The sequence below is a fragment of the Micromonospora sp. CPCC 206171 genome, from assembly GCF_036906755.1.
Lineage (GTDB): Bacteria > Actinomycetota > Actinomycetes > Mycobacteriales > Micromonosporaceae > Micromonospora > Micromonospora purpureochromogenes.
Genome location: NZ_JBAKHT010000005.1, coordinates 159,717 through 184,489, shown reverse-complemented (window position 1 = coordinate 184,489; position 24,773 = coordinate 159,717). Strand labels below are relative to the sequence as shown.

Genomic DNA, 24,773 nt, shown 5'->3' with positions numbered 1-24,773 from the left:
TCGGTGGTGCTGCTATTCGGCCCTGGCCAGGCGCAGCGCGAGCTCGGGGCAGACCTTGACCGCCTTCATCGCGCCCTCGCGGAGCCAGGTCGGCACGGGGGTGGACGGGAAGGCGGGGTAGCCGTTGGCGTCCAGCCGGATGAAGTCGGGCACGACGTGCGCGCAGAGCCCGTGCCCGTCGCAGCGGGACCAGTCGAGGGTGAGCTTCTGCGGGTTGGCGTCGGGCGCGCCGGGCAGACCCAGCACGCCCTTGACCCGCCGGCCGCAGCCGTCCCCGGTGCTGTGCAGGCGCAGGTCCTCGGCGAAGACCTCCATCGCCGAGAGTGCGAACCGGGCCGTACCGTCGGGGTGGCTGCACGCGCCGCGGCCCTTGACGTCGCCGGCGGCGGCCCGGACGACCTCCACCGGCGCGCTGCCGGAGACCGCCAAGTCGACGGCGCGGGCCAGGTCGGGCAGCCCCATCTTGCACGGTCCACACTGCCCGGCGGACTCGCCGGCGAGGTAGCGGACCACCTGCGCGGCCTCGCCGAGCGGGCAGGTGTCGGTGCCCAGCGGCAGGATGATGCCGGCGCCGAGGGTGCCGCCGACCTTGGTGAGCCCCCTGCGCGACACCTCCGCGCGGTCCGCGGCCTCCTGGGTGATCCACTTGCCGTGGTAACCGCCCATCAGGATGCCCGGCGAGTCCGGCACCTCGCACAGGTCGAGGATCTCCCGCAGCGGGGTGCCGGCGGCGCACTCCACCACGGCCGGGCGCTTCGCCGCGCCGGTCACGGTGAGCAGCACCGTGCCCGGCTCGTCGTCGGTGCCGAGCGCCGCGTACTCGTACGGGCCGAGCCGGGCGGCGACCGCGAGCTGCGCGTACGTCTCGGCGTTGGAGAGCAGGGTGGGCAGGTTGTTCACCCCGGAGTCGCTGGCGCGCTTCTTGGTGCCGGGCGGGATGTGCGGCAGCCCGTTGATCCCGTTGACCAGCGCACCGCCCTCGCCGGAGATGAACCGGTGCGGCACGGTGACGATGCTGGTCGGCACCGGCATCCGGCGCTCCTGGAGGGCCTGGGTGATCGAGTCGCGACCCACCCCGTCGTCGGCCACCCCGAGCACGATCTCCTCGGCGTCCAGCGCGTACGCGGCCAGCGCGGCCCCGTCGAGGATCAGGTGCGGCGCCCGGGTGAGCAGGACCTTGTCCTTCCAGCTCGCCGGCTCGCCCTCGCTGGCGTTGACCACCACCACGGCGGGCAGGTCCTGCCGATCGCAGGACTCCAGCACCGCCGTGAGCTTGCGGGCGAACGGGAAACCCGCGCCTCCCTTGCCCTTGAGCTGCATGCTCTCGGCCAGCCGGAGCAGGTTCGCCGGCTCCATCGGGCCGATCGGGCCGTGCACCTGCTCGTGCGCGACCAGGTCGAGCCGGCCGAACTCGGCGAACCCGGCGGTGAGCCGGGGCTCGCCGACGCACGCCACGGGCGGCACCTTGGTCCGCATCACTTCGCCTCACCTCGCAGCCCGGCCCAGTACGCCCCGTCCACCGCGTCCGCGTCGGCCCGCCGGCGGCGCCGGCGGCTCTCGCCGGTGGCGGTGGCCTTCAGGGCACGACGGGAGGCCAGGTCGACCAGGGTGGGGGTGTCGTCGACGGGCACCTCGTCCGGGACGTACCGGGCCGGCGGCCGCCAGTAGTCCGGCTCCTCCGGCACCTCGTCGTCGACGCTGTGCCGGCCGGCGCCGCTGCGCGGCATGGCGGAGATGGGCTCGGCCGACACCGGCAGCGAGTCCTCCCAGCGGCGCGGGCTGTCCCACGGCTCCTCGGGCTCCTCCCGGCGGCGGGGCGGGGCGGAGTAGCTCGCGGCCAGGTCCTCGTCGTCGCGGCGGGCCCGCCGGCCGGTGGAGACCGGGGCGACGTCCTCGGCGTCGAGCCGGGCCCGCCGCCCTGTGGAGACCGGCGCGACATCCTCGTCCCGGCGGGCCCGCCGCCCGGGCGAGACCGGGGCGACGTCCTCGTCCCGCCGGGCCCGCCGGCCGCCGGAGACCGGCGCGACGTCCTCGTCGGAGCGGGCGCGGCGACCGCCCGAGACCGGGGCGGTCTCCTCGTCGTACCGGGCGCGGCGGCCCCCGGAGACCGGGGCGACGTCCTCGTCGCGGCGGCGCGGGCGGTCGGCGTCCCGGCGGCGCTCGACGGGCGCGGAGTCCCGGCGGCGGGCGGCCGGCTCCAGGTCGCGCTCGCGGCGCGGGGTCGGCACGTCCTCGACGTCGCGGCGGGACCGGCCGCCCCGGACGGGCTCACGCAGCGTGCCGGGCTCGGGCACCACCGGCACGGTGAACCGGTCGGGGTCGCGGCGCCGGGCGGTGCCGGTGGGCGCGGTCCACGAGGCGGCGACGGTGCTCTCGGCCCAGCCGCCCCGGACGCCCTTCTCCTCGGCCTCGGCCTTGCGGCGGCCGAGCCCGGCGAGCAGGGTCCGGCCCTTGCCCTCGTCGGTCGCCCGGCCGGCCATCGCCTTGTTGATCGCCGCGGCCTGGTGCTGTTCCCGGCTGCGCTTGCCGAGGTGGACGGAGAGCCGCACCATCAGCGCCGCCACCACCAGCAGCACGCAGGCGAGGTAGCTCAGCGTCACCCAGGACGCCGCCGCCCGGCCGGCGTTGAGGCCGTGCAGCAGCGCGAACGGCCAGGCGAGGTACGCCATGGAGTGCAGCGCGCGCCAGAACCACTTGGGACCGACGCCGGCGAAGCGGACCCGGATGATGCCGGTCCAGAGCACGCTCACCATCAGGAACGCGGCGACCGTGCCGAGCCCGACGTAGAGGCCCCGCCCGCCCACGAACGGCACCACGGCGTCGGTCGGCCCGGCCCGGCCGATGGCGACCTTGGTGATGACGTGGAAGACCAGCCCGGCCACGCCGAGCACGCCGGTGGCCCGGTGCGCGGACTGCAGGAGCACCCGGTGCGGGATCTTCAGCACCAGCCGGTCCGTGGCGAGCAGCCCCATCATCACGGTGAGGCTCAGCGCGACCAGGGCGACCACCCCGGCGAAGAACTCGGTGAAGAAGAAGCCGTACGAGTACATCGACCCGCCGGCGCCGCTGAGCTCCACACCGGCCCACATCAGGGCGAGCGCGGATCCGATCAGCAGTGCCATCGCGGGTTTCGACGTGGTCCGGACACCACGGCTGCTGGTGGTGGTCCGGACGGTCGTCACCTTCTGGTTCTGCTTTGCCCGGCCCATCTGCTCCTCGATCGCGACTCACGGCGGCACCACCACCGGCCGACCTGCTCCGTCATCCAGTACGGACGTCCGGCCCGTACGGATCAGTGCCGGTGGCGAATTTCTCGGGCGATCAGTCGAACCGTCCCGGCCCGGGGCGCGTGTAGCACCCAGCGCAACGACACATGTCCATCCATTGACAGTTGTTGCAACACGCTTGTAACCTTTCCGAAAATTTTCAGCCTGGCTGCAAGAAGTCGTCAGGCGAACCCCCTCCCCCGCGTCGCCACCACCCCCGACCCCCAGGGAGTACCGATGCATCGACGTCGATGCCGCTCGGCGATCCTCGCCCTCGGCGTGCTCGCCAGCCTGCTCGTCCCCACCACCGTGGCGGCTCCCCCGGCCGCCGCGGCGCCCTCCGGCGCCAGGAACGTCATCGTCCAGCTCTTCGAGTGGAACTGGCCGTCGGTGGCCAGCGAGTGCACGAACGTGCTGGGCCCCAAGGGCTACGGCTACGTCCAGGTCTCCCCGCCCCAGGAACACGTCCGCGGCAACCAGTGGTGGCTGGCCTACCAGCCGGTCAGCTACCGGATCGAGTCACGCAAGGGCACCCGGGCGCAGTTCCAGTCGATGGTGAACACCTGCCACGCCGCCGGCGTGAAGGTCATCGTCGACGCGGTGATCAACCACATGTCCGGCCAGGACACCCCCGGCACCGGCTGGGCCGGCTCGTCGTACAGCCACTACGACTACCCGGGCACCTACCAGACGCAGGACTTCCACCACTGCGGACGCAACGGCGGCGACGACATCGTCAACTACAACGACCGGTACGAGGTGCAGAACTGCGAGCTGGTCAACCTCTCCGACCTGAAGACCGAGTCCGACTACGTCCGGTCGAAGATCGCGGCGTACCTGAACGACCTGCTCGCCCTCGGGGTGGACGGCTTCCGGCTGGACGCCAGCAAGCACATGCCGGCCGCCGACATCGCCGCCATCAAGGGCAAGCTGTCCCGCTCGGCGTACCTCGTGCAGGAGGTCATCTACGGCGCCGGCGAGCCGATCGGCCCGGGTGAGTACACCGGCAACGGCGACGTGCACGAGTTCCGGTACGGCAAGGACCTGGCCCGGATGTTCAACAACGAGCGGCTGGCGTACCTGCGCAACTTCGGCGAGGCGTGGGGCTACCTGCCCAGCGGCTCGGCCGAGGTGTTCGTCGACAACCACGACACCCAGCGCGACGGCAACGTGCTGACCTACCGCAACGGGGCCGCCTACGCCCTGGCCAACGCGTTCATGCTGGCCTGGCCGTACGGGGCGCCGACCGTGATGTCCAGCTACACCTTCAGCTCCCGCGACCAGGGCCCGCCCTCGGACGCCAACAACAAGACCCTGAACACCACCTGCTACTCCGGCTGGGAGTGCGAGCACCGCTGGCGGGTCGTCGCCAACATGGTCGGCTTCCACAACGCCACCCAGGGCGCCGCGGTCGCCAACTGGTACGACAACGGCTACCAGCACATCGCCTTCAGCCGCGCCGGCAAGGGCTACCTGACCATCAACGACGAGGGCTCGGCGATCACCGGCCGGTCCTACTACGCCGGGCTGCCCGCCGGCCGGTACTGCGACGTGATCCACGGCGACTTCGCCAACGGCTCCTGCTCCGGGCCGGTGGTCACGGTGGACGCCAACGGCTGGTTCGCGGCGAACATCCCGGCCCACGACGCGGTCGCCATCCACGTCGGCGCCAGGCTGTCCTGACCGGTTCCGACAGGGCTCCCGTCCGGCCCAGTTCCGCCGGGCGGGAGCCCTACCGGTTTTGTGTCCCTTAGAGTGGTTTTGTGTTCTTTGAGCGATTGACGTCCCGCTTCGGCATCGCCTGGCTGACCGCCGCGTTCGGCGTACCGGCGGTGCTCGCACTCGCGCTGCTGGTCAACTCGGCGCTGCGCCACGACCAGGCGTCCCCGCCGCCGGCCCGGGTCGCACCCGCCCCGGCCGCCGAGCCGACCGTCGAGCCGACGGTCGAGCCGACCCCCGAGGAGTCGGTGCCGGCCGCTGCGCCCGCCCCGGACGGGCTGCCGGTGGTCGACTACGACCCGGCACCCGCCGGCTTTCCCGCCGACCCGCGCCCGCAGGACACCACCCCGCTGACCGAGGGGCTGTCGCCGACCCGGCGGATCGCCGCGTACGACGCCCCGGGCGGGCGCCCGCTGGCCCTGCTCGCCCCGACCATCAGCGGCGTGGAGGTGACGACGCCGGTGGTGGAGCACCGTACGGGCTGGACCGCGGTGCTGCTGCCGTCGGCCAATCGGCGGATCGCCTGGCTGCCGGAGGGCGGCTGGCGCACCGTCGCGCTGCGCGACCAGCTCGTGGTGGAGCGGCGGCCGCACCGGCTGACCTGGTACCGGGACGGCCGGGCCACCCACTCCTGGCCGGTCAGCCTCGGGATGCCGGGCCAGTCCACCCCGCTCGGCCGGACCTTCATCCTCGGCCGCACCCCGCCACCCCAGGCGGTCTACGGCGGCGTCGACATCTTCGCCCTCGGCGCGATACCCGACGACCCGGACGCGGTGCCAACCGGCCTGCGGGGCGCGCACATCGGCCTGCACAGCTGGTACAACGACGACACGCTCGGCGAGAACGCCACCAACGGCTGCATCCGGCTGACCCGCAGCCCCCAGCGGCAACTGCTCGCCGAGGTGCCCGCCGGGACACCGCTGGTGGTGGTCGAGCGACTCGCCACCCCGCCGCCCACCGCCTGACCCCGTCCCGGGCATCGATCCTGGGCCGCGCCGGGGCCGCGTTCCCGGCCCCGGCGCCACGACCCGACCATGACAAATGTCGACCCCCGCCGGTTCCGGTGCCGTCCGGTGGGTATGCCGCCGGGTCCGCGCACAACCGGGGAGGTACGCCAATGGGCACCGCGCCGACCGGACGGGTCGACACGATCGTGCTGATCCACGGTCTGTGGATGACGTCACGCAGTTGGGAGCACTGGGCCCGGCGCTACCGGGCCTTCGGCTTCCAGGTGCACACCCCCGCCTGGCCCGGGATGGAGGCGGAGGTCCAGGCGCTGCGCGACGATCCCGACCCGATCGCCGGGCTGACCCTGGGGCAGATCGTCGACCATTACGCCGCGGTCGTCCGGGAGCTGCCGAACCCACCGCTGATCATGGGGCACTCCTTCGGCGGGCTGATCGCCCAGGTGCTGCTCGACCGGGGGCTCGGCGCGGCCACGGTGGCCATCGCCCCGGCGGCGCCCAGGGGCGTGGTCCGGCTGCCGGTGAGCACCCTGCGGTCGGTGTACCCGGTGCTGCGCAGCCCCGGCAACCGGCACCGGGCCGTGCCGATCACGCCCGACGAGTTCCGGTACGCCTTCGGCAACACGCTCCCCCGAGAGGAGTCCGACCGGGCCTGGCAGCGGTACGCCGTGCCGGCGGCCGGGCACGTGCTCTTCGAGGGGGCGTTCGCCAACCTGGACGCCCGCTCCGCGGCGACGGTGGACAACGGGCGCGACGACCGGGCGCCGCTGCTGCTGATCGCCGGCGGCGCGGACCACGTGTCGCCGCCCGCCCTGGTCAAGTCGAACGCCAACCTGTACCGCAAGTCCCGGGCGGTGACCGACTACCAGGAGTTTCCCGGGCGGTCGCACTTCACCGTGGGCGAGCCGGGCTGGGAGAAGGTGGCCGACCGCGCGCTGAACTGGGCGGTGGAGATGGCCACCACCCGTTCGCCGGCGATCGTCGGCGAGGCGCCCCGGTGGTGACGCCGGCCCCTGGCATGGGACGGCGTCCGCCGGGTATGAGCCGGGCATGAGGGCGAGCTTCCGGCTTGGCCGGATCGCGGGGGTACCCGTCGGGGTCAACTGGAGCGTCCTGGTCATCTTCCTGCTGATCGCCTGGGGGCTGTCGGCCAACCAGTTCCCCCAGGCGTACCCGGGCCGCTCCACGGCCGCGTACGTGCTGGCCGGGCTGGCCGCCGCGGTCGTCTTCTTCCTCGGCCTGCTCGCCCACGAGGTCTCCCACGCGGTCGTCGCCAAACGCAACGGCCTGCACGTCGAGGGGATCACGCTGTGGCTCTTCGGCGGCGTGGCGGAGCTGCGCGGCGAGGCGAAGGGCCCGGGTGCGGAGCTGCGCATCGCCGGGGTGGGGCCACTGGTGAGCCTGCTGATCGGGCTCTTCTTCGGCGCCATCGCCGTGGTGCTCGCGCTGGCCGGGCAGACCGGCCTGCTGCTCGGCTCGCTGGCCTGGCTGGCCGGCATCAACGTGCTGCTGGCCATCTTCAACGTGCTGCCGGCCGCGCCGCTGGACGGCGGCCGGCTGCTGCGCGCCGCGGTGTGGAAGGCCACCGGTGACCGGACGAAGGCCTCCGTGGTGGCCGCCCGGGCCGGCTGGGTCCTCGGCGCGCTGCTGATCGGTCTGGGGCTGGTGCAGTTCCTGACCGGCTTCGGCGTGGGCGGGCTCTGGCTGGCGCTGATCGGCTGGTTCCTGATCGGCGCGGCCGGCGTGGAGGAACGCCAGGCCCGGATGGGCAGCGCGCTGCAGGGGGTACGGGTCGGCGACGTGATGACCCCGCAGCCGCAGACCGCGTCGGCGGAGATGACGGTGGCCGACTTCGTCGACCACTACCTGTTCGCGTACCGGCACACGGCGCTGCCGCTGACCGAGGAGGGCCGGCCGGTCGGCCTGGTCACCCTCGACCGGGTGCGCGGCATCCCGGCCGACCGCCGGGGCAGCACCACCCTGGCCGAGGTCTCCTGCCGGGCCGAGGACCTGGTGCTCGCCCGGCCGGAGGAGCAGCTCAACGACCTGCTCCCCCGGCTCAGCGAGTGCGCCGACGGCCGGGCGCTGGTGGTCACCGACCAGCGGCTGGTCGGCATCGTCTCGCCCAGCGACATCAGCCGGGCGGTGCAGCGCGGCAGCGTGCGCGACCAGCTCGCCGGCAGCCGGCACTAGGCCGCAGCGCGCTCCACCGGAATCCACAGCTCGGCGTCCACCTTCGTGCCGTCCGCCGAGATCCGGTTGCGGGAGATCTCCGGCCCGGGGCGGCTGCGGTAGGCGTTCGACGGGAACCACTGGGTGAACACGTCCCGCCACAGCTCCTGCACCGCGGCCGGGAACTCGCCGGCGGTCTCGAAGACCGCCCACGTCCCCGCCGGCACGGTCGTCGAGTCCAGGTCGGCCGGGACGTCCGCGCCCGTGACCACCCCGTGCCAGTAGTCCAACTCGCTGCCCTCGGCCCGGTCGTCGGCCACCTTGTCGCTGACGTTGACGATCCCGGCCGGCTCCTGGTCCGACAGGGCCGCGATCCGGGCGACCGTCTCCTTCGGGATGCCCCGGATGAACTCCACGATCGCGGGGTTCATCCCCTGGTGCACCAGGGGCACCCGGGCCCGCCGACCCACCAGCCGAAACTCCGGCTTCTCCACGACCCGATAACGCATGCTGCCACTCCCTTCGACGACGAGGCGGAAGGACAACCGCTGCTGCGAGCGCAGCGCCGCGCCGGTGCGCCGGGCCTCGCCGGGCCCGACGCCGTGCAGCGCGCGGAACGCCCGGGTGAACGCCTCGGTCGAGCCGTACCCGTGCCGGACCGCGATGTCGAGCAGCGTCCGCTCGCCGGCCGTCACCTCGGCCGCGGCCACCGTGAGCCGGCGGCGGCGGACGTACTCGGACAGCGGCATCCCGGCCAGCGCGGAGAACATCCGCCGGAAGTGGTACTCCGACGTCAGCGCGATCCGCGCCAGCTCGGCGACCTCGATCCGCTGGTCGAGGTGCCGCTCGATGTGGGCCATGGCCTCGTTCAGCCGCTCCAGCACCTGGTCTCCTTCCCGTGTGCCTCGACGCTAGGCGGCCGGCGGGCGGCGGCACCCGACATCCGGTGCCCGCTCCGGTCGGGTCCGCTCGACCTCGACCGGGCGTCCCGGCCCGGCAGCGCATCCCGCACAGGTCGACGCCGGTCGCCCCGCCGGCCGGTCAGCGCGGGAAGTAGCGGTCGAGCAGGTCGGTGCGGAACTTGCCGGTCGGGTCCAGCTCGGTCAGCAGGGCGGCGAAATCGGCGTACCGGCCGAAGGCGGTGGCCACCGACGGCTGGTCCAGCGTGAAGACCTTGCCCCAGTGCGGGCGGGGCGCGAAGGGGGCCAGCCGCTGTTCCATCTCGTCCACCACCGGCAGCACCGCCGCAGCGTCGTCGACCCAGGTGAAGTGGACCGCCAGGCTGTCGCGCCGGTGATTCGGGCTGAGCCAGAGGTCGTCGGCGGCGATCGTGCGCAGTTCGGAGATCTGGAGCACGGCCGCGATCCGGTCCCGCATCCCGGCCAGCGCCGCCAGCGCGCCGGCCGCCGCCGCCCGGGGCAGGTGGTACTCGGACTGGAGTTCGTCGCCGCTGCTCGGGGTGAAGCCGAGCCGGAAGTGCGGCAGCCGCTCGTGCCACGGGCCGGGCTCACCCAGCTGGGCGGTGCAGTGCACCGGGTCCAGGCCGGGCACCGGGTGCAGCGGGGCGTCGGCGGCGGTGGTGCCGAGCCAGTCCGCCGGGGGCGGCGGCTGGTCGGCGAGCTGCTTGCGCCAGACCTGGTCGATGGTCGACGACCGCCAGGTGGTGAACCCGCTGACGCTGTACGCCGAGGCGAACGCCGCGTCGAGCCGGTCGGCGGGCAGGTCGCGGCGGACGTACTGGCGGATCGCGAAGGTCGGCACCACGTCCAGGGTGACCCGGGTGACGACGCCGAGCGCGCCGAGCGACACCACCATGCCGGCGAACCGGTCGCCGTCGGCGCGGCTCACGGTGACCAGGTCACCGTCGGCGGTGACCAGTTCCAGCGCGGCGACGGCGGCGGCCAGGTTCCGGTTGCCGTCGCCGGAGCCGTGGGTGCCGGTCGCCACCGACCCGGCCACCGAGATGTGCGGCAGGGAGGCGAGATTGGCCACGGCCAGCCCCTCGGCGTGCAGCCGGGCCGCCAGGTCCCCGTACCGCAGGGCGGCGGCGACGGTGACCGTGCCGCGTTCCCGGTCGACCTCGACGGTGGGTGGCAGCCCGGCGAGGGAGACCAGGTCGCCGGTGGTGTCACCGAGCCGGTTGAAGGAGTGCCCGGTGCCGACCGCCCGGATCCGGTCGCTGCCGGCCACCAGTCGACGCAGCTCGTCCACGGTGGACGGCCGGTGGAAGCGGCGGGCGGCGTACGCGACGTTGCCGGCCCAGTTGCCGCGCGGGACGTCGGTCACGAGGGCTCCCGCTCGGCGGGCTCGTCGGCCAGCGCCGCGCCGAGGGCGTCCAGCGCCTCGTCCACCTGCAGGGTGCTGTAGCCGCGCAGGTCGACCGGCAGGCCGGCCCGCCGGGCCTGGTCGATCTCGGCCCGCACGGTGCGGCGCCGGGCCGGGTCGCCCGAGGCGAGCGCCTCCTGCCCGCCGCGGATCAACGCGTCGACCACGTCGACCCGGTAGCCGCGCAGGCCGACGGCGAAGGCGGGGTCGGCGAAGGCGGCCCGGCGCAGCGCGCGGGCGTCCAGGAAGCGCTCGCCGGCGTACCGGGCCAGTGTCGCCGCGATCTCCCCCGGCGACTCCCGGATCCCGGCGAGGTCGAGCAGCTCGACCGCCGGACGCTCGTCGAGCGGGTGCCGGGCGTCCAGTGGGCCGATTCCGGCGCCGGTGGCCGGCACGGCGAGCAGGCGCGGCGCGGCCGGTACGCCGGAGCGGGGCGCCGGCTGGTCGAGCACCACCGCGGCCAGCTCCGGCCAGCGGATCGTCCGGCGCAGGCCCGGCCGCCGGACGGTCAGGCCGTCGGCGTCGACGACGAACCGGAACGGCCGCAGCGCGCCGACGAGCACCACCGCGCCGAGCGCGATCCCGCCGAGGGCCACCAGGGTCCGCAGCAGCCCGCCGCCGTCACCGAGCGTCAGCAGGACGATCCCGGCCAGGATGCAGATCGCCGGCAGCAGCAGCCGGCCCGGCCTGCGGTGCAGTTCCACGTCGTACCCCCGTCCGCGATCGTGTCGGAGTGCATCATCCGGCACGCTTGGCGACGGCGTCCATGGGAACAATGGGTGGATGAGCAGCTACCGCGACCCCACTCTGCACGGCGACGTCTACCCGTCGGAGGAGGAGATCGACCCGACCGGCATGGGCCTGGAGCCGACGAGCACCCCGCCGGCGGCGTACCCGGATCGGACCGAGCCGGAGCCGCCGCCCACGCCCGAGCCGGAGCCCACCCCGCCGACCCCCGGTCCCCCGCCGCGCGCGGCCGGGCCGGGTTCGGTCTCGATCGTCACTCACCACGTGGACGGGTCGACCCAGGTGGTCACCGACCTGGACGGCGACGGGATCGCCGACGTGGTCCAGTTCGACCTGGACGGTGACGGCGTCCCGGACATCACCTATCTGGACAGCGACCGGGACGGCCGGCTGGACACCGTGCTGCGCGAGCCGGGCGGCCTGCGGGCGCGCTGACCGGCCGGCCCTCAGAGCTGCGGCATCACCTCGGCGGCGACCAGCTCCAGGTGGTCCAGGTCGGTGAGGTCCAGCAGCTGGAGATAGATCCGCTCGCTGCCGGCCTCGGCGTACCGGCCGATCTTGTCGACCAGCTCCGCCGGGGTGCCGGCGAGGCCGTTCTCGCGCAGCTCGGCGGGCTCCCGGCCGATCGCCTCGGCCCGGTGGGCGACCTCGGCCTCGTCCCGTCCGCAGCAGAGCACCAGGGCGTTGGACCAGCGCATGGTGGCCGGGTCACGGCCGATCTCCGCGCATGCCGCGCGGACCCGGCCGATCTGCGCGACGGTGTCCTCGATCGAGGCGAAGGGCAGGTTGAACTCGTCGGCGTAGCGGGCCGCCAGGCGCGGGGTGCGCTTCGGGCCCATCCCGCCGAGCAGGATCGGCGGGCGCGGCTGCTGCACCGGCTTGGGCAGCGCCGGCGAGTCGGTGACCGGGTAGTACGTCCCGGGGTGGTCGAAGGTCTTGCCGACCGGGGTCTCCCAGAGCCCGGTGATGACCGCCAGCTGCTCCTCCAGCCGCGCGAACCGCTCCCCGAGCGTCGGGAACGGGATGCCGTACGCGGTGTGCTCCTCGGCGTACCAGCCGGTGCCGATGCCCAGCTCGACCCGGCCGCCGCTCATCTGGTCGACCTGCGCCACGGTGATGGCGAGCGGGCCGGGCAGCCGGAAGGTGGCCGCGGTCATCAGCGTGCCGAGCCGGATGCGGGAGGTGTCGCGGGCCAGCCCGGCCAGGGTGGTCCAGGCGTCGGTCGGCCCGGGCTCCCCGCTCACCGAGCCCATCTTCAGGTAGTGGTCGGAGCGGAAGAAGGCGCCGTACCCGGCGTCCTCGACGGCGCGGGCCACGGCGAGCAGTTGGTCGTAGCCGGCGCCCTGCTGGGGTTCGGTGAAGATCCGCAGTTCCATGTGCCGAGCATATGGAGGCGGCGGCCGCGTCGCCGCCGGTCCTGGACGAGCCTTCATTCCTTGACAGGCATATGAGCGATGCGGCATATTGTGGCGGTGTCCGTCGACGCCTTCGCCGTGCTGGCCGAGCCCACCCGACGCCGGATCCTCGACGCGCTGCGGCGCTCGGAGTGCAGCGTCGGCGAGCTGGTGGACGCGCTCGGCATGAGCCAGCCGGCCGTCTCCAAGCACCTCAAGGTGCTGCGCGAGGCCGGCTTCGTCTCCTGCCGCACGGCCGCCCAGCACCGCATCTACCGCATCGACGTCCGCCCGTTCCGCGCCGTGGACGGCTGGCTCGCGCCGTACCGCGAGATGTGGACCGCCCACCTGGACGCCCTGGAGCGCCACCTCGACAAGGAGTGACCATGGACCGCGACTCGTTCCGCCCCGGCCCGCCGGCCGACATCGAGGCCGAGCCCGCCGGCGACCGGTGGACGCTGCTGGTCGTCCGCGAGCTGCGGCACACGCCGGAGAAGGTGTGGGCGGCGCTGACCGACCCGGCCCGGCTGGCCGAGTGGGCGCCGTTCCTGGCCGACGGCGACCTCGGCACCCCGGGCGCCGCGACGCTCACCATGGTCGACGGCGACACGACCGTGCCGCACCCCGCGACGGTACGCCGGGCCGAGCCACCCCACCTGCTCGAATACACCTGGGGTGACGACCTGCTCCGGTGGGAGCTGACCCCGTCCGGCACCGGCACCCGGTTGCTGCTGCGACACACCCTCGCCGAGCGGGGGATGCTGCCGATGGTGGCCGCCGGCTGGCACCTCTGCCTCGACGTCGCCGACCACCTGCTGGCCGGCGACCCGGTGGGCCCGATCCGGGGCGCGGAGGCGAAGGACTTCGGCTGGGCGGAGCTGCGCGACACGTACGCCGAACGACTCGGCGGGCAGCCGGACCGCCCCTGATCGAATCCATCCGACCCGCCGCCGTCCGCCTCAGGTGCCGCGCGCCGCGTGCGCCCCGCCGGGCGAGCGGGGTCACGCCGGCGGCGCCGGGTGCCGACGCCGCCGGCTCCCCTCAGACGTACGGCCGGGTCGCGTACGCCGCCCGCAGCGCCGCAAGCCCGTCGCTGCGCGGCGCCAGCGTGCCCCAGCTGGAGTTGAAGTAGTTGGTCCGGACGATGCGCGGGCCGCGCTCGCTGTTGAGCCGGGCGACGGCCGCCGGCACGGTGGCGATCCAGGCCGCCTGGTCGGGGATCTCGGCGGCCCGTACCCCCCACTCGGCGATGATCACGGGACGGGAGAGCGCCACCGGCCCCAGGTCGGCGACCGCCCAGTCCTTCGTCCGGCGGAACCGGGCGAGCGCGGTGTGGCTCGGGTCGGTGGCGTAGGCGTTCCACTGGAGGAAGTCCAGCCTCGCCATCAGCGACTCCGGGTGGGTGCGCTGGAAGCAGGCCCGGTCGAAGCCGCCCGACCCGACGGAGAAGGTGGTGCCGGCCGGCAGCGCGCGGGCTCGGAACCAGTTCACGATGTAGGTCATCGCCTGCACCGCGCGGGCGTCCGACTCCGCCCAGCCGTACGACACCCCGGACTCGGTGGTGCCGAACTCGTGGTCGGTGTCCAGCTCGGAGGCGAGCTGGATGTTCACCCCGAAGCCCATGGTCCGGTACTGCGACAGCGCCCGGGCGAAGAGGCCGTCGCAGAGCCCGGCCAGCACCTGGCCGTACCCGTAGGCCTTCGGCCAGGTCGTCCCGGGACGCTGCTGGATGGTCATCGCCGGCGCCGGGACGGTGTAGCTGACGCCGTCCACGGCGAAGGTCTGCGCCGCCGTGGTGGCCACGCCGTAGTGCTTCAGCTCCAGCACCATGTTGATCGCGAACCCGCTGCGGCCCAGGCTGAGCAGCCAGGGTTTGTTGTAGCCCGGGAACGTGTAGCCGTCGGCGAAACTGCGGTACTGGGTCAGCGAGCGGAAGTTGCCGCCGGCCATGTCGGCCGTCGGGTCGGCGTTGCCCGCGAGGTAGTAGCCGCCGAGGACCGGTGGGGCGAGGGCGTAGTCGGCGGTCGCGGTGGCGGTGCGCCCGCCGTTGTCGCGGACGGTCACGGTGACCCGGGGCATCACGCCACCGCCCGGTAGACGGCCACCGACCCGTTGTCGGACACCCGGGTCCAGGTACGCCCGGAGTCGTCGGTGACGGTGAGGGTGAGCGGGTCGATCACGGCGGTGACCTTGACCGGCGCGCTGCTGTTGCCCTGCGCGTCGGTCACCACGACGGTGACGGTGAGGGGCCTGGTGTCCGGGTCGCCGTAGGTGACCGTGAGGGTCATCTGGTCGCCGGGGGAATAGGTCGCGGCGTTCAGGCTCGCGGTGACGGTGGGAGCGGCCATGTCCGCCCCCTCCTTCCTTGCTCGTACGCCCGGCTGTCGCCGGTGCGCCCGGTCGAGGCGCGGGACTGCCGCCGGTCAGGGCGGAGCGGACGCGCGACGGCGTCGACCGGAGGTGGTGACGTCCTTGTCCGGTGGGAGCTGACCCCGGCCCTGGCGCCCGGGACGGGGTCCACCGGGACGCGACGTGGCCGTGGACGCGGTCGGACCGGCGCGGCCGTGTCCGCCGGGACGGCCGGGCCGAGCCCGGCGATGGCGGCGTCCGACGGCGATGTGCTGTCGCCGTCGGGGTGAGGGATGGGATGTGGCCCGCCATCCGCAGCCTCTCCACCTGCATAAACAATGCGTCGGAAGGGGGTACGGCGTCCTGTCGGCTATCCGTCCACAGGGCTGACCGGGTGGCCGATTGCGACCCCGGCGAGGGCGTGCGGGTGCCGGCTCAGTCGAGGTGGTCGGCGGGCGACGTCTGCAGCAGCCAGGCCAGCGGCATTCTCGCCCGCTCCTCGTACCCGCCCTGCCCGGTGAGCCGGTGCAGCGTGACGGTCTGCCCACCGTCCCGGTCCACCACCCAGTACTGGGGGATGCCCGCCGTGGCGTACTCCCGGACCTTGGTCACGGAGTCCATGGCCTCCGAACCGGGCGAGACGATCTCGATCACCAGGGCGACGTCGGCCACCGCGGACCAGACTCCGCGAGGTGGGGGCTTGCGCCACACGGTCAGGTCGGGGATCCGGCCGCCGTCGCCGTCCGGCCCGGGGATGCGCACACCGGCGGCCTGGAGCACCTGCTCGGCGGGCCATCCGGCCATGATCAGCCAGGCGAAGAGGCGACTGGCGATCATCGCGTGTTCCGAGTCGGGCGGCGGCATGACCGACAGCACCCCCTCGGGGCTCGTCTCGTAGCGATGACCGTTGGGGTCGGCGGCGTTCATCGCCGCAACGTCGTCGAGCGTGACGACAGCGGGCATGTGCATGCCGACGGCCTCAGCGCTCATGGCTCCCATCCTAGGCGACGCGCGGCGCCGACCCGGTCAGGGCGACACTCGGCCACGACGGCGGCGCCTGCGGCGTCCCGTCCGTCAGCCCCGCCGGCGCCGCAGCAGGTGGGCGGCGCCGCTCACCACCGTCGTCCCGAGCCCCGTGCCGACCAGCACCAGCGCCGCCCCCACCGCCCAGAGCCCGCTGTCGTCGGTCGAGGCGGCGTGCACCGTCCAGGCGGCGGTGAAGGCGGCCGTCAGCACCGGGGCGACCAGCCACGGCCGGAACCGCCAGCCGCCCAGGGCGGCGACCAGGGCGAGGGTGAGCACGCAGCCGGCCACCTGCCACGGCTGGTAGGGCCCGCTGACGGCGCCCGTCTCGGGGTCGGTGGTGTAGCCGGTGTCCCACCCCAGCCAGGCCCACCAGGTGGCGACCGCCGCCACGGCGAGGACGAGGGCGGCGAGCAGGGCGCGCGTCATGCTGTTCACGCCCCGATCCTCGCGGTACGGACCGCGTCGCGGATGAGCATTCGTACTCACGATCGGGGTGCCGGTGCGGTCCCCCACGCGCCATGAACCAACCATACGGGCGGTACGGCCCCTGCCGGCGCGCTCCCGGCAGCGGTCCGTGGATGTCCACCGTGGACGTTCCGCTCACAAGCGGAGGTATCCCGCGAACTTCCGCAGGGTGTATCGAACTTTTGCATCTATGAACGAAAGCTATGGGCCTTTAGATAGAAGGCTGTTAATGTTGCCCATCACCGCAGCTCCGGACGCGTCATTCGTCGGCGTCGATGACTCGTCCGGGCTCGCCCGGCGGCTACCGCTCCCCCACCGCATCACACGGCATGCCGCCGGACCACCCCGACCTCCCAGGAGGAGCAATGGGCACACGGCTGCTGCGCCGATTCCGCAGTCCTGTCCTGACCACCATCGCCGCACTCGTCATGGCCACCGGCGTCTGGGCCGTCCCCGCCCAGGCCGCCCCCGCCCAGGAACCGGGCGTCACGCTGCGCGTCTTCGACGTGCAGGTGCCGCTGAACGAGATCTGCACCCTCAAGCCGGGGCAGACGCCGAACGTCGACAAGCTGATGCCCACCATCAACTGGACGTCGACCACCGACTTCGGCTTCGACCAGTACTTCGTCTCCCAGGTGCTCGGCAACCTGAACATCGCCCAGGCCGGCAGCTACACGTTCCGGCTGACCAGCGACGACGGCTCCCGGCTGTCGATCGACGACAAGGTCGTCATCAACCACGACGGACTGCACGGACCGACCCCGGCCAAGGAGGGCACCGTCACCCTCACCGCCGGGCTGCACCCGCTGCGCATCGACCACTTCGAGCGCGAGGGTGGGCAGCAGATCACCCTGGAGTGGAAAGCTCCGGGCTCGTCGGCCTTCGTCGTGGTGCCCAACTCGGCGCTGAGCACCGACGCCGGCGTGGTGCGGGTGACCGCCCCGGGCAGGAAGGAGTGCGAGGGCGGCACCGACTCCCCCGGCGACGGTCTGCCGCTGACCGGCGTGTATCCCGGCTACACCCTGACCAACCTGCGGCCCAGCGGCTTCCAGCCGAAGGTGACCGGGATGGACTGGCTGTCCGACGGCCGCCTGGTGATCTCCACCTGGGGCGGCAGCGACCAGTCCGGCACCTCCCAGGACGGCGAGGTGTACATCCTCAACAACACCGGCGGGTCGACCGGGCCCGGCAGCGTAACCACCAAGAAGATCGCCGGTGGCCTCAAGGAGCCGATGGGGCTGAAGGTCGTCGACGGCGTGGTCTACGTGTCGGAGAAGCAGCGGCTGACGAAACTGGTCGACGCAAACGGCGACGAGGTCGCCGACCGCCTCGACACGGTCGCCACCTGGCCGTACGGGGGCAACTTCCACGAGTTCGCCTTCGGCCTGCTCTACCAGAGCGGGTACTTCTACCTGAACCTGTCGGTGTCGATCAACTACGGCGGCGCGACGACCAACCCGCAGCCGGCCCCCAACCGCGGCACCACGATCAAGGTGAACAAGGACACCGGCGCCGTCTCCTACGTCGCCGGTGGCCTGCGTACGCCGCACGGCATCGGCTGGGGCCCGGAGGACGGCATCTTCGTCACCGACAACCAGGGCGGCTGGCTGCCGTCGTCGAAACTGCTGCACGTCAAGCAGGGCCGGTTCTTCAACCACTACATGAACCCGGCGGGCCCGTTCGACACCAACCCGGTGACCCCGCCGGTGCTCTGGATGCCGCAGAACGAGATCGCCAACTCCCCGAGCACCCCGCTGTACCTGAGGTCCGGCCCCTTCGCCGGGCAGTTCGTCATCGGCGACGTCACCTACGGCGGCCTCCAGCGCGCGTACGTGGAGAAGGTCAACGGCGAGTACCAGGGCGCCCTGTTCCGGCTCACCCAGGGCCTGGAGGCGGGCGTCTCGGAGGTCAACCTCGGCCCGGACGGCGCGATCTACGTCGGTGGCCTCGGCGCCGGCGGCAACTGGGGTCAGAGCGGCAAGCTCGCGTACGGCCTGCAGAAGCTGACTCCCAACGGCACCACCGCCTTCGACATCCTGGCCATGCGCGCGACCACCGGCGGGTTCGAGCTGGAGTACACCCAGCCGCTCTCCACCGACACGGCGGCGAACCTGGCCGGGCACTACAAGGTCAAGCAGTGGCGCTACGAGCCGACCGCCAGCTACGGCGGCCCGAAGATCGACGAGGAGACGCTGACCGTCACCTCGGCCACCCTCTCGACGGACCGCAAGAAGGTCAGCCTGACCGTCGACGGGCGCAAGGCCGGCCGGGTGGTCTACGTCCGCTCGCCCCGCCCGTTCACCTCCGAGAGCGGCCAGTCACTGTGGAGCACCGAGGCCTGGTACACCCTCAACGCCATCCCCGGCAGCACCCCGCCGCCGACCGGCGGAAGCAACCTGGCCCTGAACAAGCCGGCCACCGCCGACAGCTCCTGCACCACCACGGAGGGTCCCGACAAGGCGGTCAACGGCTCCGTCGCCGGCGGCAACACCGACAAGTGGTGCTCGAAGGGCACCACCAGGTACCTCCAGGTCGACCTGGGGGCCAGCACCAACGTGAACCGGTTCGTGGTCAAGCACGCCGGCGCCGGCGGCGAGAACACCGCCTGGAACACGAAGGACTTCACCATCGCCACCAGCCCCGACGGATCGAACTGGACGACCCGGACCACGGTGACCGGCAACACCGCCAGCACCACCACGCACGACATCGCCGCGGTGAGCGCCCGCTACGTACGGCTGAACATCACCGCGCCGACCAGCACCACCGACCCGGCCGCCCGGGTCTACGAGTTCGAGGTCTACGGCCCGAGCGGGTCCGGCACCATCACCGGCGTCGCCGGCAAGTGCCTCGACGTCAGCAACGCGGGCACCGCCGACGGCACGAAGATCCAGCTCTGGACCTGCAACGGCACCACCGCCCAGCAGTGGAGCCGGGTCGGCGACACCTACCGGGCGCTGGGCAAGTGCCTGGACGTCGACAACGGCGGCACCGCCAACGGCACCAAGGTCCAGCTCTGGACCTGCAACGGCACCGGCGCGCAGGTCTGGCAGCCGCAGAGCAACGGATCCCTGCTCAACCCGCAGTCCGGCAAGGTGCTGGAGACGGCCGGCGCCGGCACCGCCGACGGCACCCAGGCCCAGATCGGGACGTACGCCGGGGGCGCCCACCAGCACTGGGTGGTCAACGGCTGAGCGATGACGGCGGGCCGCCGGCGAAGAGGTCCTTCGCCGGTGGCCCGCCGGCTTCCATACGCCGGGTCAGCGCTCGACGCCCGCGTCGCGCAGCGGGATGTCCAGCCCATAGACGGCTCCGGTCCCGGTCACCCGGACGTCGGAGGTCCGTCTGGAGTCAGTCCGCTTCGATGCCGCCGGCCCGCAGGATCTGCCGGACCCGCTCGCGGGAGTAGCCCGTCCGCTTGACCAGATCCACCTGCCGGGTGCCGGCCCGGTACTCCGCCACCATGGCGCGGTGCAGCTCGGCGCGGGCCTGTTCAACCCGGGCGCGGGCGTCGGCCTTGATCTGCCGGGCGGCCTGCGCGGCACGTTCCTCCGCCTGCGGTAGCGCCTCTTCGGCAACCCTCAGTGCGCGCATAGCCCGGTCGAGATCCACTTGGCCATCTTCGCTGGCATCGAGATAGGCCAAACGTGTCGGGGTTCCAAATTGGCCAACCGAGGGCATTCACAGCAGAGGCCAACATAGCTACGGTTGCAAGTTGGCACTGTTGACCGACGCCCCCGGCTCGCGCGCGCACGCTGACCGGGGGACTTGATCGCACATCGGAGGTGCGACCCATGGCGAATCTACCGTTCGTTATCGACGGTTGCGGGGAACCAGCGGCCGTCCGCATCGAGGTCTACAGCGGTTCATCGGACGGCGGGTCGTTGGACGCCGTGGCGTACGCCTGCGCCGACCATCCCGAGCCAGCGGCCGACGCAATAACGGCGGCCGGGTTTACGGCAGCGGCCGCGGCCTCGGTGCCCGGCGTCGAACGGAAATGCGGAGACGTCCACGTATTCGCCACCGGGACGCTGGCGACCGACTGGCCGTTGCACCCCCGCTGGTGCGACCGGTCTGGGTGCCCCCAGCGCGGGGAACACCGGTCGCGGGTGACTGATGTGGACACCAACCGATCCGAGGCGTCGATCCTCACCGTGGGACTGGTGCAGACGACCCACCCGGCGGCCGAACCGGTCGTGGCGTTGACGGCGACAGTGTCCACTACCGCTCACCGGGTGGTGTTGTCGATCGGGCAAGCCCGGGTGCTGCGCTACCGGTTGAGCGCGTTGACCGACGCCACCAAGTACCGGCAGCGCTGATCTCTTGGCCGAACGCTACGAGCGCTCGGCCTCGCACTGCCCTCCAACCGGCGCGTCGAACCCGATGTCCCCCCCTGACCGCGATCGTGCGGCAGGGGGGTATCAGCGGCTACCCGGCGTCAGGCGAACACCACATTGTCGATGTCAATGCTGACCAGCTCGATGTCACGCACCACGGTTCCGTCCTCAGACAGTGGGTAGACGCGCCGCCGGGTCGGGACCATGATGCCGTCGAACTCCTTGTGGTCCGAGCAGTAGTGCGCGGCCGGCCCCGCGTTGAGGACCTCGGCCGTGTAGTCGTGCCGGCGCAGCAGCCCGTCCTGGTCGAAGTAGAAGGTCTGCTCCCGGGAGTGGGTGGCGATGTCCTCGGGGAAGACGGCCTTGAGGCGGTTCCAGGTCTCCCCCTCCTCGGTCACGGGAGACAGCTCCTCGGTCTGGAAGTCGGGCCTCGCGAAGGTGAACGGGGACGTCAGGTACGTCCACATGGCGTAGCCGGCGAAGTAGGCGACGTCCAGGTCGTCCCAGGGGGTCTCGAGGACGTGGCCGGCGAAGGAGGCACGGGGGTTGAGGCGCTCGGCCTTCACCTCGCCGGTGTCGCTCTCCACGGCCACCCGCTGAGCCGTGAACGAGGTGTGCAGGTCAGGCGCCTTGAACGTGAAGTGACTGGCGTGCTGCTGGCGCAGGTCGACCCGTACGGCGGCCTGGTCGAAAATCCCCTCCTGGCCCTTGATGGCCCACAGCGCTCCGCCGGAGCGGAAGTGGGCCGTGGCCGAGCTGAACTGCTGGTAGCGGTCCAGGCCGCCATGGGCCTTGATGACGGTGTTCGTAAGGTCGATCACGATCATTTTCTCCTCGGTGAGGTGGATCCGTCGTCCCGGGGTAGACACCGGTTGACCAGGCGCTGCTTACCCGGCCACCGGTTGAATATGACCGGTCGTCTTATCTGCGGCAACGAGCGCTGGATCACATGACGGTGAGCTTGACGCGGCCAAGACGACCGGTCATATTTCCCCCCGGGAGGTGGTCCGTCTTGGCCAGGAAGAGCACGCGCGAAGAGATCGTCACGGCCGCGCTCGACCGGTTCCACGCCCGCGGGTACAACGCCGCCGGCGTCAACGACATCACCCAGGCGGCCGGCGTACCGAAGGGGTCGTTCTACAACCACTTCGACAGCAAGGAAGCCCTCGCCATCGTGGCGCTCGAGCGGTACGGCGCCGGACGCCGGCTCGAGGACCTCGCCGACAGCTCGGTCCCGCCGTTGCAGCGGCTCCGGGCGCACTTCGAGTTCCTGCGCGACGAGGTCGTCCGGTACGAGTACCACCGCGGCTGCCTGTACGGGAACTTCGGCACCGAGATCGTCGACCACCGGGACGCCATCCGGAACGCCGTACGGGACAGCCTCGACAAGTGGGCCAGCCTCATCGCGACAACCCTGGTCGAGGCGCAGCGCGCCGGGACGATCCGCGCCGACGTCGACCCCGAGGTCACCGCCGGCTTCCTCGTCAACGCCTGGGAAGGCACGCTCATCCGGGCACGTACCGACCGCTCCCCCGCCGCCTTCGACGCCTTCTTCTCGATGTTCGACACCTTGCTCGCGCCGGCCTAAGAGCTCCTAACTCTTTGAGCGTTGGAGTCGGCGCCAGCAGATGATGGCGCAGCCGAGGGTGAGGAAGGCTTCGTGGATGTCGTCGCGGATCTCCCAGCGGATGCGTAGGCGGCGGAACCAGTGCAGTAGGGCGATGGTCTGCTCCACGACCCACCGTCGGGTCCCGAGGCCGGAACCGTGGCCGGTGCCGCGTCGGGCGATGACCGGGTTGATGCCCTTGGCGCGTAACTCACGGCGGTACTTCGACGGCCAGCCCGCCGTGCTGACGTACTGGCACCGACCACTGCACGCGATAGCCAACGAGTTCACCGCAGCCGGCTTCCGGATCGCCGTCGTGAGCGAACCACCTCCCGCACCCGGTGCCCGCAAGGCGTTCCCCGACCTCATGACCTCCCCCTCGGGTTTCATCCTGTGCTTCCTGTTCTTCGTCCTCGAGGCCGCCTAGCGCGACAGCGCAACGAACCGGGCGCACGTAGCCTGGAACGGCACCAGTCGCGCCCTCCGACACGGGTCACGCGGGGGATACCGAACCCGGCCGGGTGCCGATAAGGTCCACGGATCGCACCGCCCGTTCATCCGGAGGGCTCCGTCATGAGGTTCGGACTTCCGTGGCTGCCCCGAACGGTGGCCACCGTGCTGCTTCTTCTCGGAGGGGTCGGCGTGCCCGCAACGTCCGCCTCGGCGGCGCCGGCGGGTCCGGACCTCACTGTCGACCTGGCCGGCGGGACGATTCCGCTGGGGGTCACGAAGAAGACGCTTCACCTGAAGCTCAGCAACCGGGGCGACGCGACCCCGACCCAAGTCGTCGTCCGGGTCGACGCCTCGGATCTGGACAGGTTCGATTTCAGGATCATGTTCTGGCCGACCGGCGGGCCGCGTGACTGCGACGGCGATGTCTCCGGCTGGTACTGCAACCTGCTGCCGGATCAGCTTCCGGGGCCGGGCGAGACGGTGGAGCTTCCCATCCTCGCCACCGTCCAGGCCGAAGAGCCCCTCGCGGGCCGGATCAAGGTGACGGTCGAGGTCAAACCGGAAGACACGAATCCGGCCGATAACACGAAGTGGTTCCCGATCGAGGTGGTGGACAACCCCGAAGCCGACCTCTCGGTGGTCGCGCCGGACGTGACGCAGTCGGTGCGGAGCGCTGCCGACGGCAGCCTCGAACCCACCGGCACGTTGAATCCGGGTGAGACGGGCGCGGTGCGCTACACGATCGCCAACCAGGGGCGCAAGCCGGTCGATGGCGTCAAGGTCGAGCTGCGCGCGCCCGTGGGCGCGACGTTCACCAGGCCGCCCGGTGAATGCGTCCTCGGTGAAGCCGGGCGTGCGGCGGTCTGCACCTACGACCGGCTGGCCCTCGTTCCTGTCGACCAGGACACCGACCCGAACGACCAGCTCCACTCCGCCGTCGAGCTGTACCACCTGGTGACGGTGTCGGCCGCCACGAAGGCGCCGGTCACGTTGCGCGACGGGACCGTCCGGGTCGAGGGCCTGAGCGACCCGCGGTCGGACCTTTCCGCTCCGGCGCGGAGCGACCTTCCCACGAACGCCGTCGCCGTACGGGCCGTCGACGTGGACGACAGCGACAACCAGGACGGGTTCGCGGTCGTGGTGGCCGCGAACAGCAGCGGCGGAGGTAGTGGCGGCGACCCGGGTGACGGCGGCGACCCCGGTGACGATGGTGGCGCTGGTGGTGGCGGCTTGCCGATCACCGGGTTCCGGGCCGGGCTGACCGCCGGAACCGGCCTCGCCATGCTGGTGGGTGGCGGCGTGCTGCTGCTCCTGACCCGACGGCGCCGCGCCATCCGGTGACCCTCGACGGGTGATCGGTGCTGGCGGTGCGCAACTGGCCCTTCAGGACCCCGCCAGGCCGACGATCCCGAGGGCGGCGAGTAGCCGGAACGCGGGGTCCGGCCTGACCAGGGACGGAGTCGCGACCGACAGAGCGGGCGCCACCGCCAGTGGACCGGCGAAGCGCCCGTAGGCGAACACCCAGCGGGGACGTCGACGAGAGGGCCACGCGATCATCGACGCCGCCGCGATCAGCATCCCCGAGCCCAGCAGGTGCATGGCACCCGGACCTTCTCGAGGCCGCCCGCGACCAGGTGGCGGACCGCCTCGACCGGCGGCGGGTCGTGCTGCCGCGGACTCAGTGCGGACCGAGGGCGTCGGTCCGGACCTCGACGCGGTCCGTGCGGACGCCGGCACCATGGTTGAGCAGGGGTTTTGCCTGGTGGGGCGGGCGGGACTCGAACCCGCGACCGAGGGATTATGAGTCCCCTGCTCTAACCGGCTGAGCTACCGCCCCGATACCGCGCCGGATCGTAACCCGCTCGGCGGATCACCGGCCACCACCGAAACGGCCGACACAGACACCCGACCGGCACGATGGGCTACGCGAGGATAACAGTCAGCAGCCG

25 protein-coding genes, 1 tRNA gene and 1 pseudogene are annotated in these 24,773 nt (G+C 72.4%); 12 read left to right on the top strand and 15 right to left on the bottom strand.

Annotation, left to right across the window (positions count from 1 at the left end; translation table 11 throughout):
* Positions 1 to 12: 12 nt before the first annotated feature.
* Both V6U89_RS09280 and V6U89_RS09275 read right to left on the bottom strand, forming a co-directional pair.
* Positions 13 to 1,479, bottom strand: coding sequence for an NADH-ubiquinone oxidoreductase-F iron-sulfur binding region domain-containing protein (locus V6U89_RS09280; RefSeq protein WP_334570324.1), 1,467 nt, complete (start codon positions 1,477 to 1,479; stop codon positions 13 to 15).
* Positions 1,476 to 3,182 carry a hypothetical protein gene (locus tag V6U89_RS09275; protein ID WP_334570323.1) on the bottom strand — a complete coding sequence of 569 codons (1,707 nt, stop codon included), beginning with the start codon at positions 3,180 to 3,182 and terminating at the stop codon, positions 1,476 to 1,478. Before V6U89_RS09275 ends, V6U89_RS09280 begins: the two co-directional genes overlap by 4 nt.
* Positions 3,183 to 3,503: 321 nt before the next feature.
* Between V6U89_RS09275 and V6U89_RS09270 the strand changes: the two genes are divergently transcribed.
* From V6U89_RS09270 to V6U89_RS09255, 4 genes are all read left to right on the top strand, one after another.
* Complete coding sequence (locus V6U89_RS09270; protein WP_334570322.1) at positions 3,504 to 4,949, top strand: alpha-amylase; 1,446 nt, start codon at positions 3,504 to 3,506, stop codon at positions 4,947 to 4,949.
* 80 nt (positions 4,950 to 5,029) lie between these two features.
* Entirely contained in the window at positions 5,030 to 5,950 is a 921-nt protein-coding gene (locus V6U89_RS09265) for a L,D-transpeptidase (RefSeq protein ID WP_334570321.1), read from the top strand.
* Between the two features lie 152 nt (positions 5,951 to 6,102).
* Entirely contained in the window at positions 6,103 to 6,954 is an 852-nt protein-coding gene (locus V6U89_RS09260; protein WP_334570320.1) for an alpha/beta hydrolase, read from the top strand.
* 46 nt (positions 6,955 to 7,000) lie between these two features.
* Positions 7,001 to 8,143, top strand: a complete 1,143-nt coding sequence (locus tag V6U89_RS09255) for a site-2 protease family protein (RefSeq protein WP_334570319.1) — start codon at positions 7,001 to 7,003, stop codon at positions 8,141 to 8,143.
* On the opposite strand, the gene V6U89_RS09250 is transcribed toward V6U89_RS09255, so the two are convergent.
* The 3 genes from V6U89_RS09250 to V6U89_RS09240 all read right to left on the bottom strand — a co-directional run bounded on the left by V6U89_RS09250 (position 8,140) and on the right by V6U89_RS09240 (position 11,151).
* Positions 8,140 to 9,006, bottom strand: a complete 867-nt coding sequence (locus tag V6U89_RS09250) for an AraC family transcriptional regulator (protein WP_334570318.1) — start codon at positions 9,004 to 9,006, stop codon at positions 8,140 to 8,142. The two genes, V6U89_RS09255 and V6U89_RS09250, sit on opposite strands and share 4 nt — an antisense overlap.
* 157 nt (positions 9,007 to 9,163) lie before the next feature.
* Positions 9,164 to 10,408, bottom strand: a complete 1,245-nt coding sequence (locus V6U89_RS09245; RefSeq protein ID WP_334570317.1) for an FAD-binding protein — start codon at positions 10,406 to 10,408, stop codon at positions 9,164 to 9,166.
* Positions 10,405 to 11,151: a hypothetical protein gene (locus tag V6U89_RS09240; protein ID WP_334570316.1), complete on the bottom strand. Its 747-nt coding sequence runs from the start codon at positions 11,149 to 11,151 to the stop codon at positions 10,405 to 10,407. The genes V6U89_RS09245 and V6U89_RS09240 overlap by 4 nt, the downstream gene beginning before the upstream one ends.
* Before the next feature lie 79 nt (positions 11,152 to 11,230).
* On the opposite strand from V6U89_RS09240, the gene V6U89_RS09235 reads away from it, so the two are divergent.
* Complete coding sequence (locus V6U89_RS09235) at positions 11,231 to 11,629, top strand: hypothetical protein (protein WP_334570315.1); 399 nt, start codon at positions 11,231 to 11,233, stop codon at positions 11,627 to 11,629.
* A gap of 11 nt (positions 11,630 to 11,640) precedes the next feature.
* On the opposite strand, the gene V6U89_RS09230 is transcribed toward V6U89_RS09235, so the two are convergent.
* The gene (locus V6U89_RS09230) at positions 11,641 to 12,570 is read right to left on the bottom strand and encodes an LLM class F420-dependent oxidoreductase (protein WP_334570313.1); all 930 of its coding nucleotides are present in this window, start codon (positions 12,568 to 12,570) and stop codon (positions 11,641 to 11,643) included.
* Between the two features lie 96 nt (positions 12,571 to 12,666).
* Between V6U89_RS09230 and V6U89_RS09225 the strand changes: the two genes are divergently transcribed.
* Positions 12,667 to 12,972: an ArsR/SmtB family transcription factor gene (locus tag V6U89_RS09225; protein ID WP_334570312.1), complete on the top strand. Its 306-nt coding sequence runs from the start codon at positions 12,667 to 12,669 to the stop codon at positions 12,970 to 12,972.
* Positions 12,973 to 12,974: 2 nt separating this feature from the next.
* Positions 12,975 to 13,517 (top strand): SRPBCC family protein, encoded by a 543-nt coding sequence (locus V6U89_RS09220; protein WP_334570311.1) that lies wholly within the window; start codon positions 12,975 to 12,977, stop codon positions 13,515 to 13,517.
* A gap of 112 nt (positions 13,518 to 13,629) precedes the next feature.
* Here V6U89_RS09220 and V6U89_RS09215 read toward each other — a convergent pair whose 3' ends face one another.
* The 4 genes from V6U89_RS09215 to V6U89_RS09200 form a co-directional block, all read right to left on the bottom strand.
* Entirely contained in the window at positions 13,630 to 14,667 is a 1,038-nt protein-coding gene (locus tag V6U89_RS09215; protein WP_334570310.1) for a hypothetical protein, read from the bottom strand.
* Positions 14,667 to 14,936 (bottom strand): hypothetical protein, encoded by a 270-nt coding sequence (locus V6U89_RS09210; RefSeq protein ID WP_334570308.1) that lies wholly within the window; start codon positions 14,934 to 14,936, stop codon positions 14,667 to 14,669. Before V6U89_RS09210 ends, V6U89_RS09215 begins: the two co-directional genes overlap by 1 nt.
* 436 nt (positions 14,937 to 15,372) lie before the next feature.
* Positions 15,373 to 15,927 (bottom strand): Uma2 family endonuclease, encoded by a 555-nt coding sequence (locus V6U89_RS09205; protein ID WP_334570305.1) that lies wholly within the window; start codon positions 15,925 to 15,927, stop codon positions 15,373 to 15,375.
* Positions 15,928 to 16,011: 84 nt separating this feature from the next.
* Positions 16,012 to 16,389 (bottom strand): hypothetical protein, encoded by a 378-nt coding sequence (locus tag V6U89_RS09200; protein ID WP_334570419.1) that lies wholly within the window; start codon positions 16,387 to 16,389, stop codon positions 16,012 to 16,014.
* Positions 16,390 to 16,793: 404 nt separating this feature from the next.
* Between V6U89_RS09200 and V6U89_RS09195 the strand changes: the two genes are divergently transcribed.
* Entirely contained in the window at positions 16,794 to 19,622 is a 2,829-nt protein-coding gene (locus V6U89_RS09195; RefSeq protein WP_334570304.1) for a ricin-type beta-trefoil lectin domain protein, read from the top strand.
* Between the two features lie 157 nt (positions 19,623 to 19,779).
* On the opposite strand, the gene V6U89_RS09190 is transcribed toward V6U89_RS09195, so the two are convergent.
* Positions 19,780 to 20,040: a hypothetical protein gene (locus tag V6U89_RS09190; protein ID WP_280838027.1), complete on the bottom strand. Its 261-nt coding sequence runs from the start codon at positions 20,038 to 20,040 to the stop codon at positions 19,780 to 19,782.
* A gap of 506 nt (positions 20,041 to 20,546) precedes the next feature.
* Between V6U89_RS09190 and V6U89_RS09185 the strand changes: the two genes are divergently transcribed.
* Positions 20,547 to 20,747 carry a hypothetical protein gene (locus tag V6U89_RS09185; protein WP_334570301.1) on the top strand — a complete coding sequence of 67 codons (201 nt, stop codon included), beginning with the start codon at positions 20,547 to 20,549 and terminating at the stop codon, positions 20,745 to 20,747.
* 119 nt (positions 20,748 to 20,866) lie between these two features.
* Here the strand turns inward: V6U89_RS09185 and V6U89_RS09180 are convergent, their stop codons facing one another.
* Positions 20,867 to 21,586: a hypothetical protein gene (locus tag V6U89_RS09180; protein ID WP_334570299.1), complete on the bottom strand. Its 720-nt coding sequence runs from the start codon at positions 21,584 to 21,586 to the stop codon at positions 20,867 to 20,869.
* 191 nt (positions 21,587 to 21,777) lie between these two features.
* On the opposite strand from V6U89_RS09180, the gene V6U89_RS09175 reads away from it, so the two are divergent.
* A complete protein-coding gene (locus V6U89_RS09175) occupies positions 21,778 to 22,353 on the top strand; it encodes a TetR/AcrR family transcriptional regulator (protein WP_334570298.1) in 576 nt (191 codons plus the stop codon).
* 6 nt (positions 22,354 to 22,359) lie between these two features.
* Here the strand turns inward: V6U89_RS09175 and V6U89_RS09170 are convergent.
* Positions 22,360 to 22,596 (bottom strand): annotated as a pseudogene (locus tag V6U89_RS09170) (transposase); the annotation flags it as partial.
* Here V6U89_RS09170 and V6U89_RS09165 point away from each other — a divergent pair.
* Positions 22,571 to 22,798, top strand: a complete 228-nt coding sequence (locus V6U89_RS09165) for a hypothetical protein (protein WP_334570426.1) — start codon at positions 22,571 to 22,573, stop codon at positions 22,796 to 22,798. The pseudogene V6U89_RS09170 and the gene V6U89_RS09165 overlap by 26 nt on opposite strands.
* A 188-nt stretch (positions 22,799 to 22,986) precedes the next feature.
* Positions 22,987 to 24,165: a hypothetical protein gene (locus tag V6U89_RS09160; protein WP_334570297.1), complete on the top strand. Its 1,179-nt coding sequence runs from the start codon at positions 22,987 to 22,989 to the stop codon at positions 24,163 to 24,165.
* Between the two features lie 42 nt (positions 24,166 to 24,207).
* On the opposite strand, the gene V6U89_RS09155 is transcribed toward V6U89_RS09160, so the two are convergent.
* Together V6U89_RS09155 and V6U89_RS09150 are read right to left on the bottom strand one after the other, a co-directional pair.
* Positions 24,208 to 24,423, bottom strand: a complete 216-nt coding sequence (locus V6U89_RS09155; RefSeq protein ID WP_334570296.1) for a hypothetical protein — start codon at positions 24,421 to 24,423, stop codon at positions 24,208 to 24,210.
* Between the two features lie 161 nt (positions 24,424 to 24,584).
* Positions 24,585 to 24,661, bottom strand: a tRNA-Ile gene (locus V6U89_RS09150).
* Positions 24,662 to 24,773 lie beyond the last annotated feature (112 nt).

What these genes read in the sequence shown, in the direction of transcription:
- V6U89_RS09205 (WP_334570305.1), bottom strand. Translation starts at nt 15,927, where the DNA reads ATGAGCGCTGAGGCCGTCGGCATGCACATGCCCGCTGTCGTCACGCTC.
- V6U89_RS09255 (WP_334570319.1), top strand. Translation starts at nt 7,001, where the DNA reads ATGAGGGCGAGCTTCCGGCTTGGCCGGATCGCGGGGGTACCCGTCGGG.
- V6U89_RS09155 (WP_334570296.1), bottom strand. Translation starts at nt 24,423, where the DNA reads ATGCACCTGCTGGGCTCGGGGATGCTGATCGCGGCGGCGTCGATGATC.
- V6U89_RS09260 (WP_334570320.1), top strand. Translation starts at nt 6,103, where the DNA reads ATGGGCACCGCGCCGACCGGACGGGTCGACACGATCGTGCTGATCCAC.
- V6U89_RS09210 (WP_334570308.1), bottom strand. Translation starts at nt 14,936, where the DNA reads ATGGCCGCTCCCACCGTCACCGCGAGCCTGAACGCCGCGACCTATTCC.
- V6U89_RS09230 (WP_334570313.1), bottom strand. Translation starts at nt 12,570, where the DNA reads ATGGAACTGCGGATCTTCACCGAACCCCAGCAGGGCGCCGGCTACGAC.
- V6U89_RS09200 (WP_334570419.1), bottom strand. Translation starts at nt 16,389, where the DNA reads ATGACGCGCGCCCTGCTCGCCGCCCTCGTCCTCGCCGTGGCGGCGGTC.
- V6U89_RS09270 (WP_334570322.1), top strand. Translation starts at nt 3,504, where the DNA reads ATGCATCGACGTCGATGCCGCTCGGCGATCCTCGCCCTCGGCGTGCTC.
- V6U89_RS09235 (WP_334570315.1), top strand. Translation starts at nt 11,231, where the DNA reads ATGAGCAGCTACCGCGACCCCACTCTGCACGGCGACGTCTACCCGTCG.
- V6U89_RS09220 (WP_334570311.1), top strand. Translation starts at nt 12,975, where the DNA reads ATGGACCGCGACTCGTTCCGCCCCGGCCCGCCGGCCGACATCGAGGCC.
- V6U89_RS09195 (WP_334570304.1), top strand. Translation starts at nt 16,794, where the DNA reads ATGGGCACACGGCTGCTGCGCCGATTCCGCAGTCCTGTCCTGACCACC.
- V6U89_RS09215 (WP_334570310.1), bottom strand. Translation starts at nt 14,667, where the DNA reads ATGCCCCGGGTCACCGTGACCGTCCGCGACAACGGCGGGCGCACCGCC.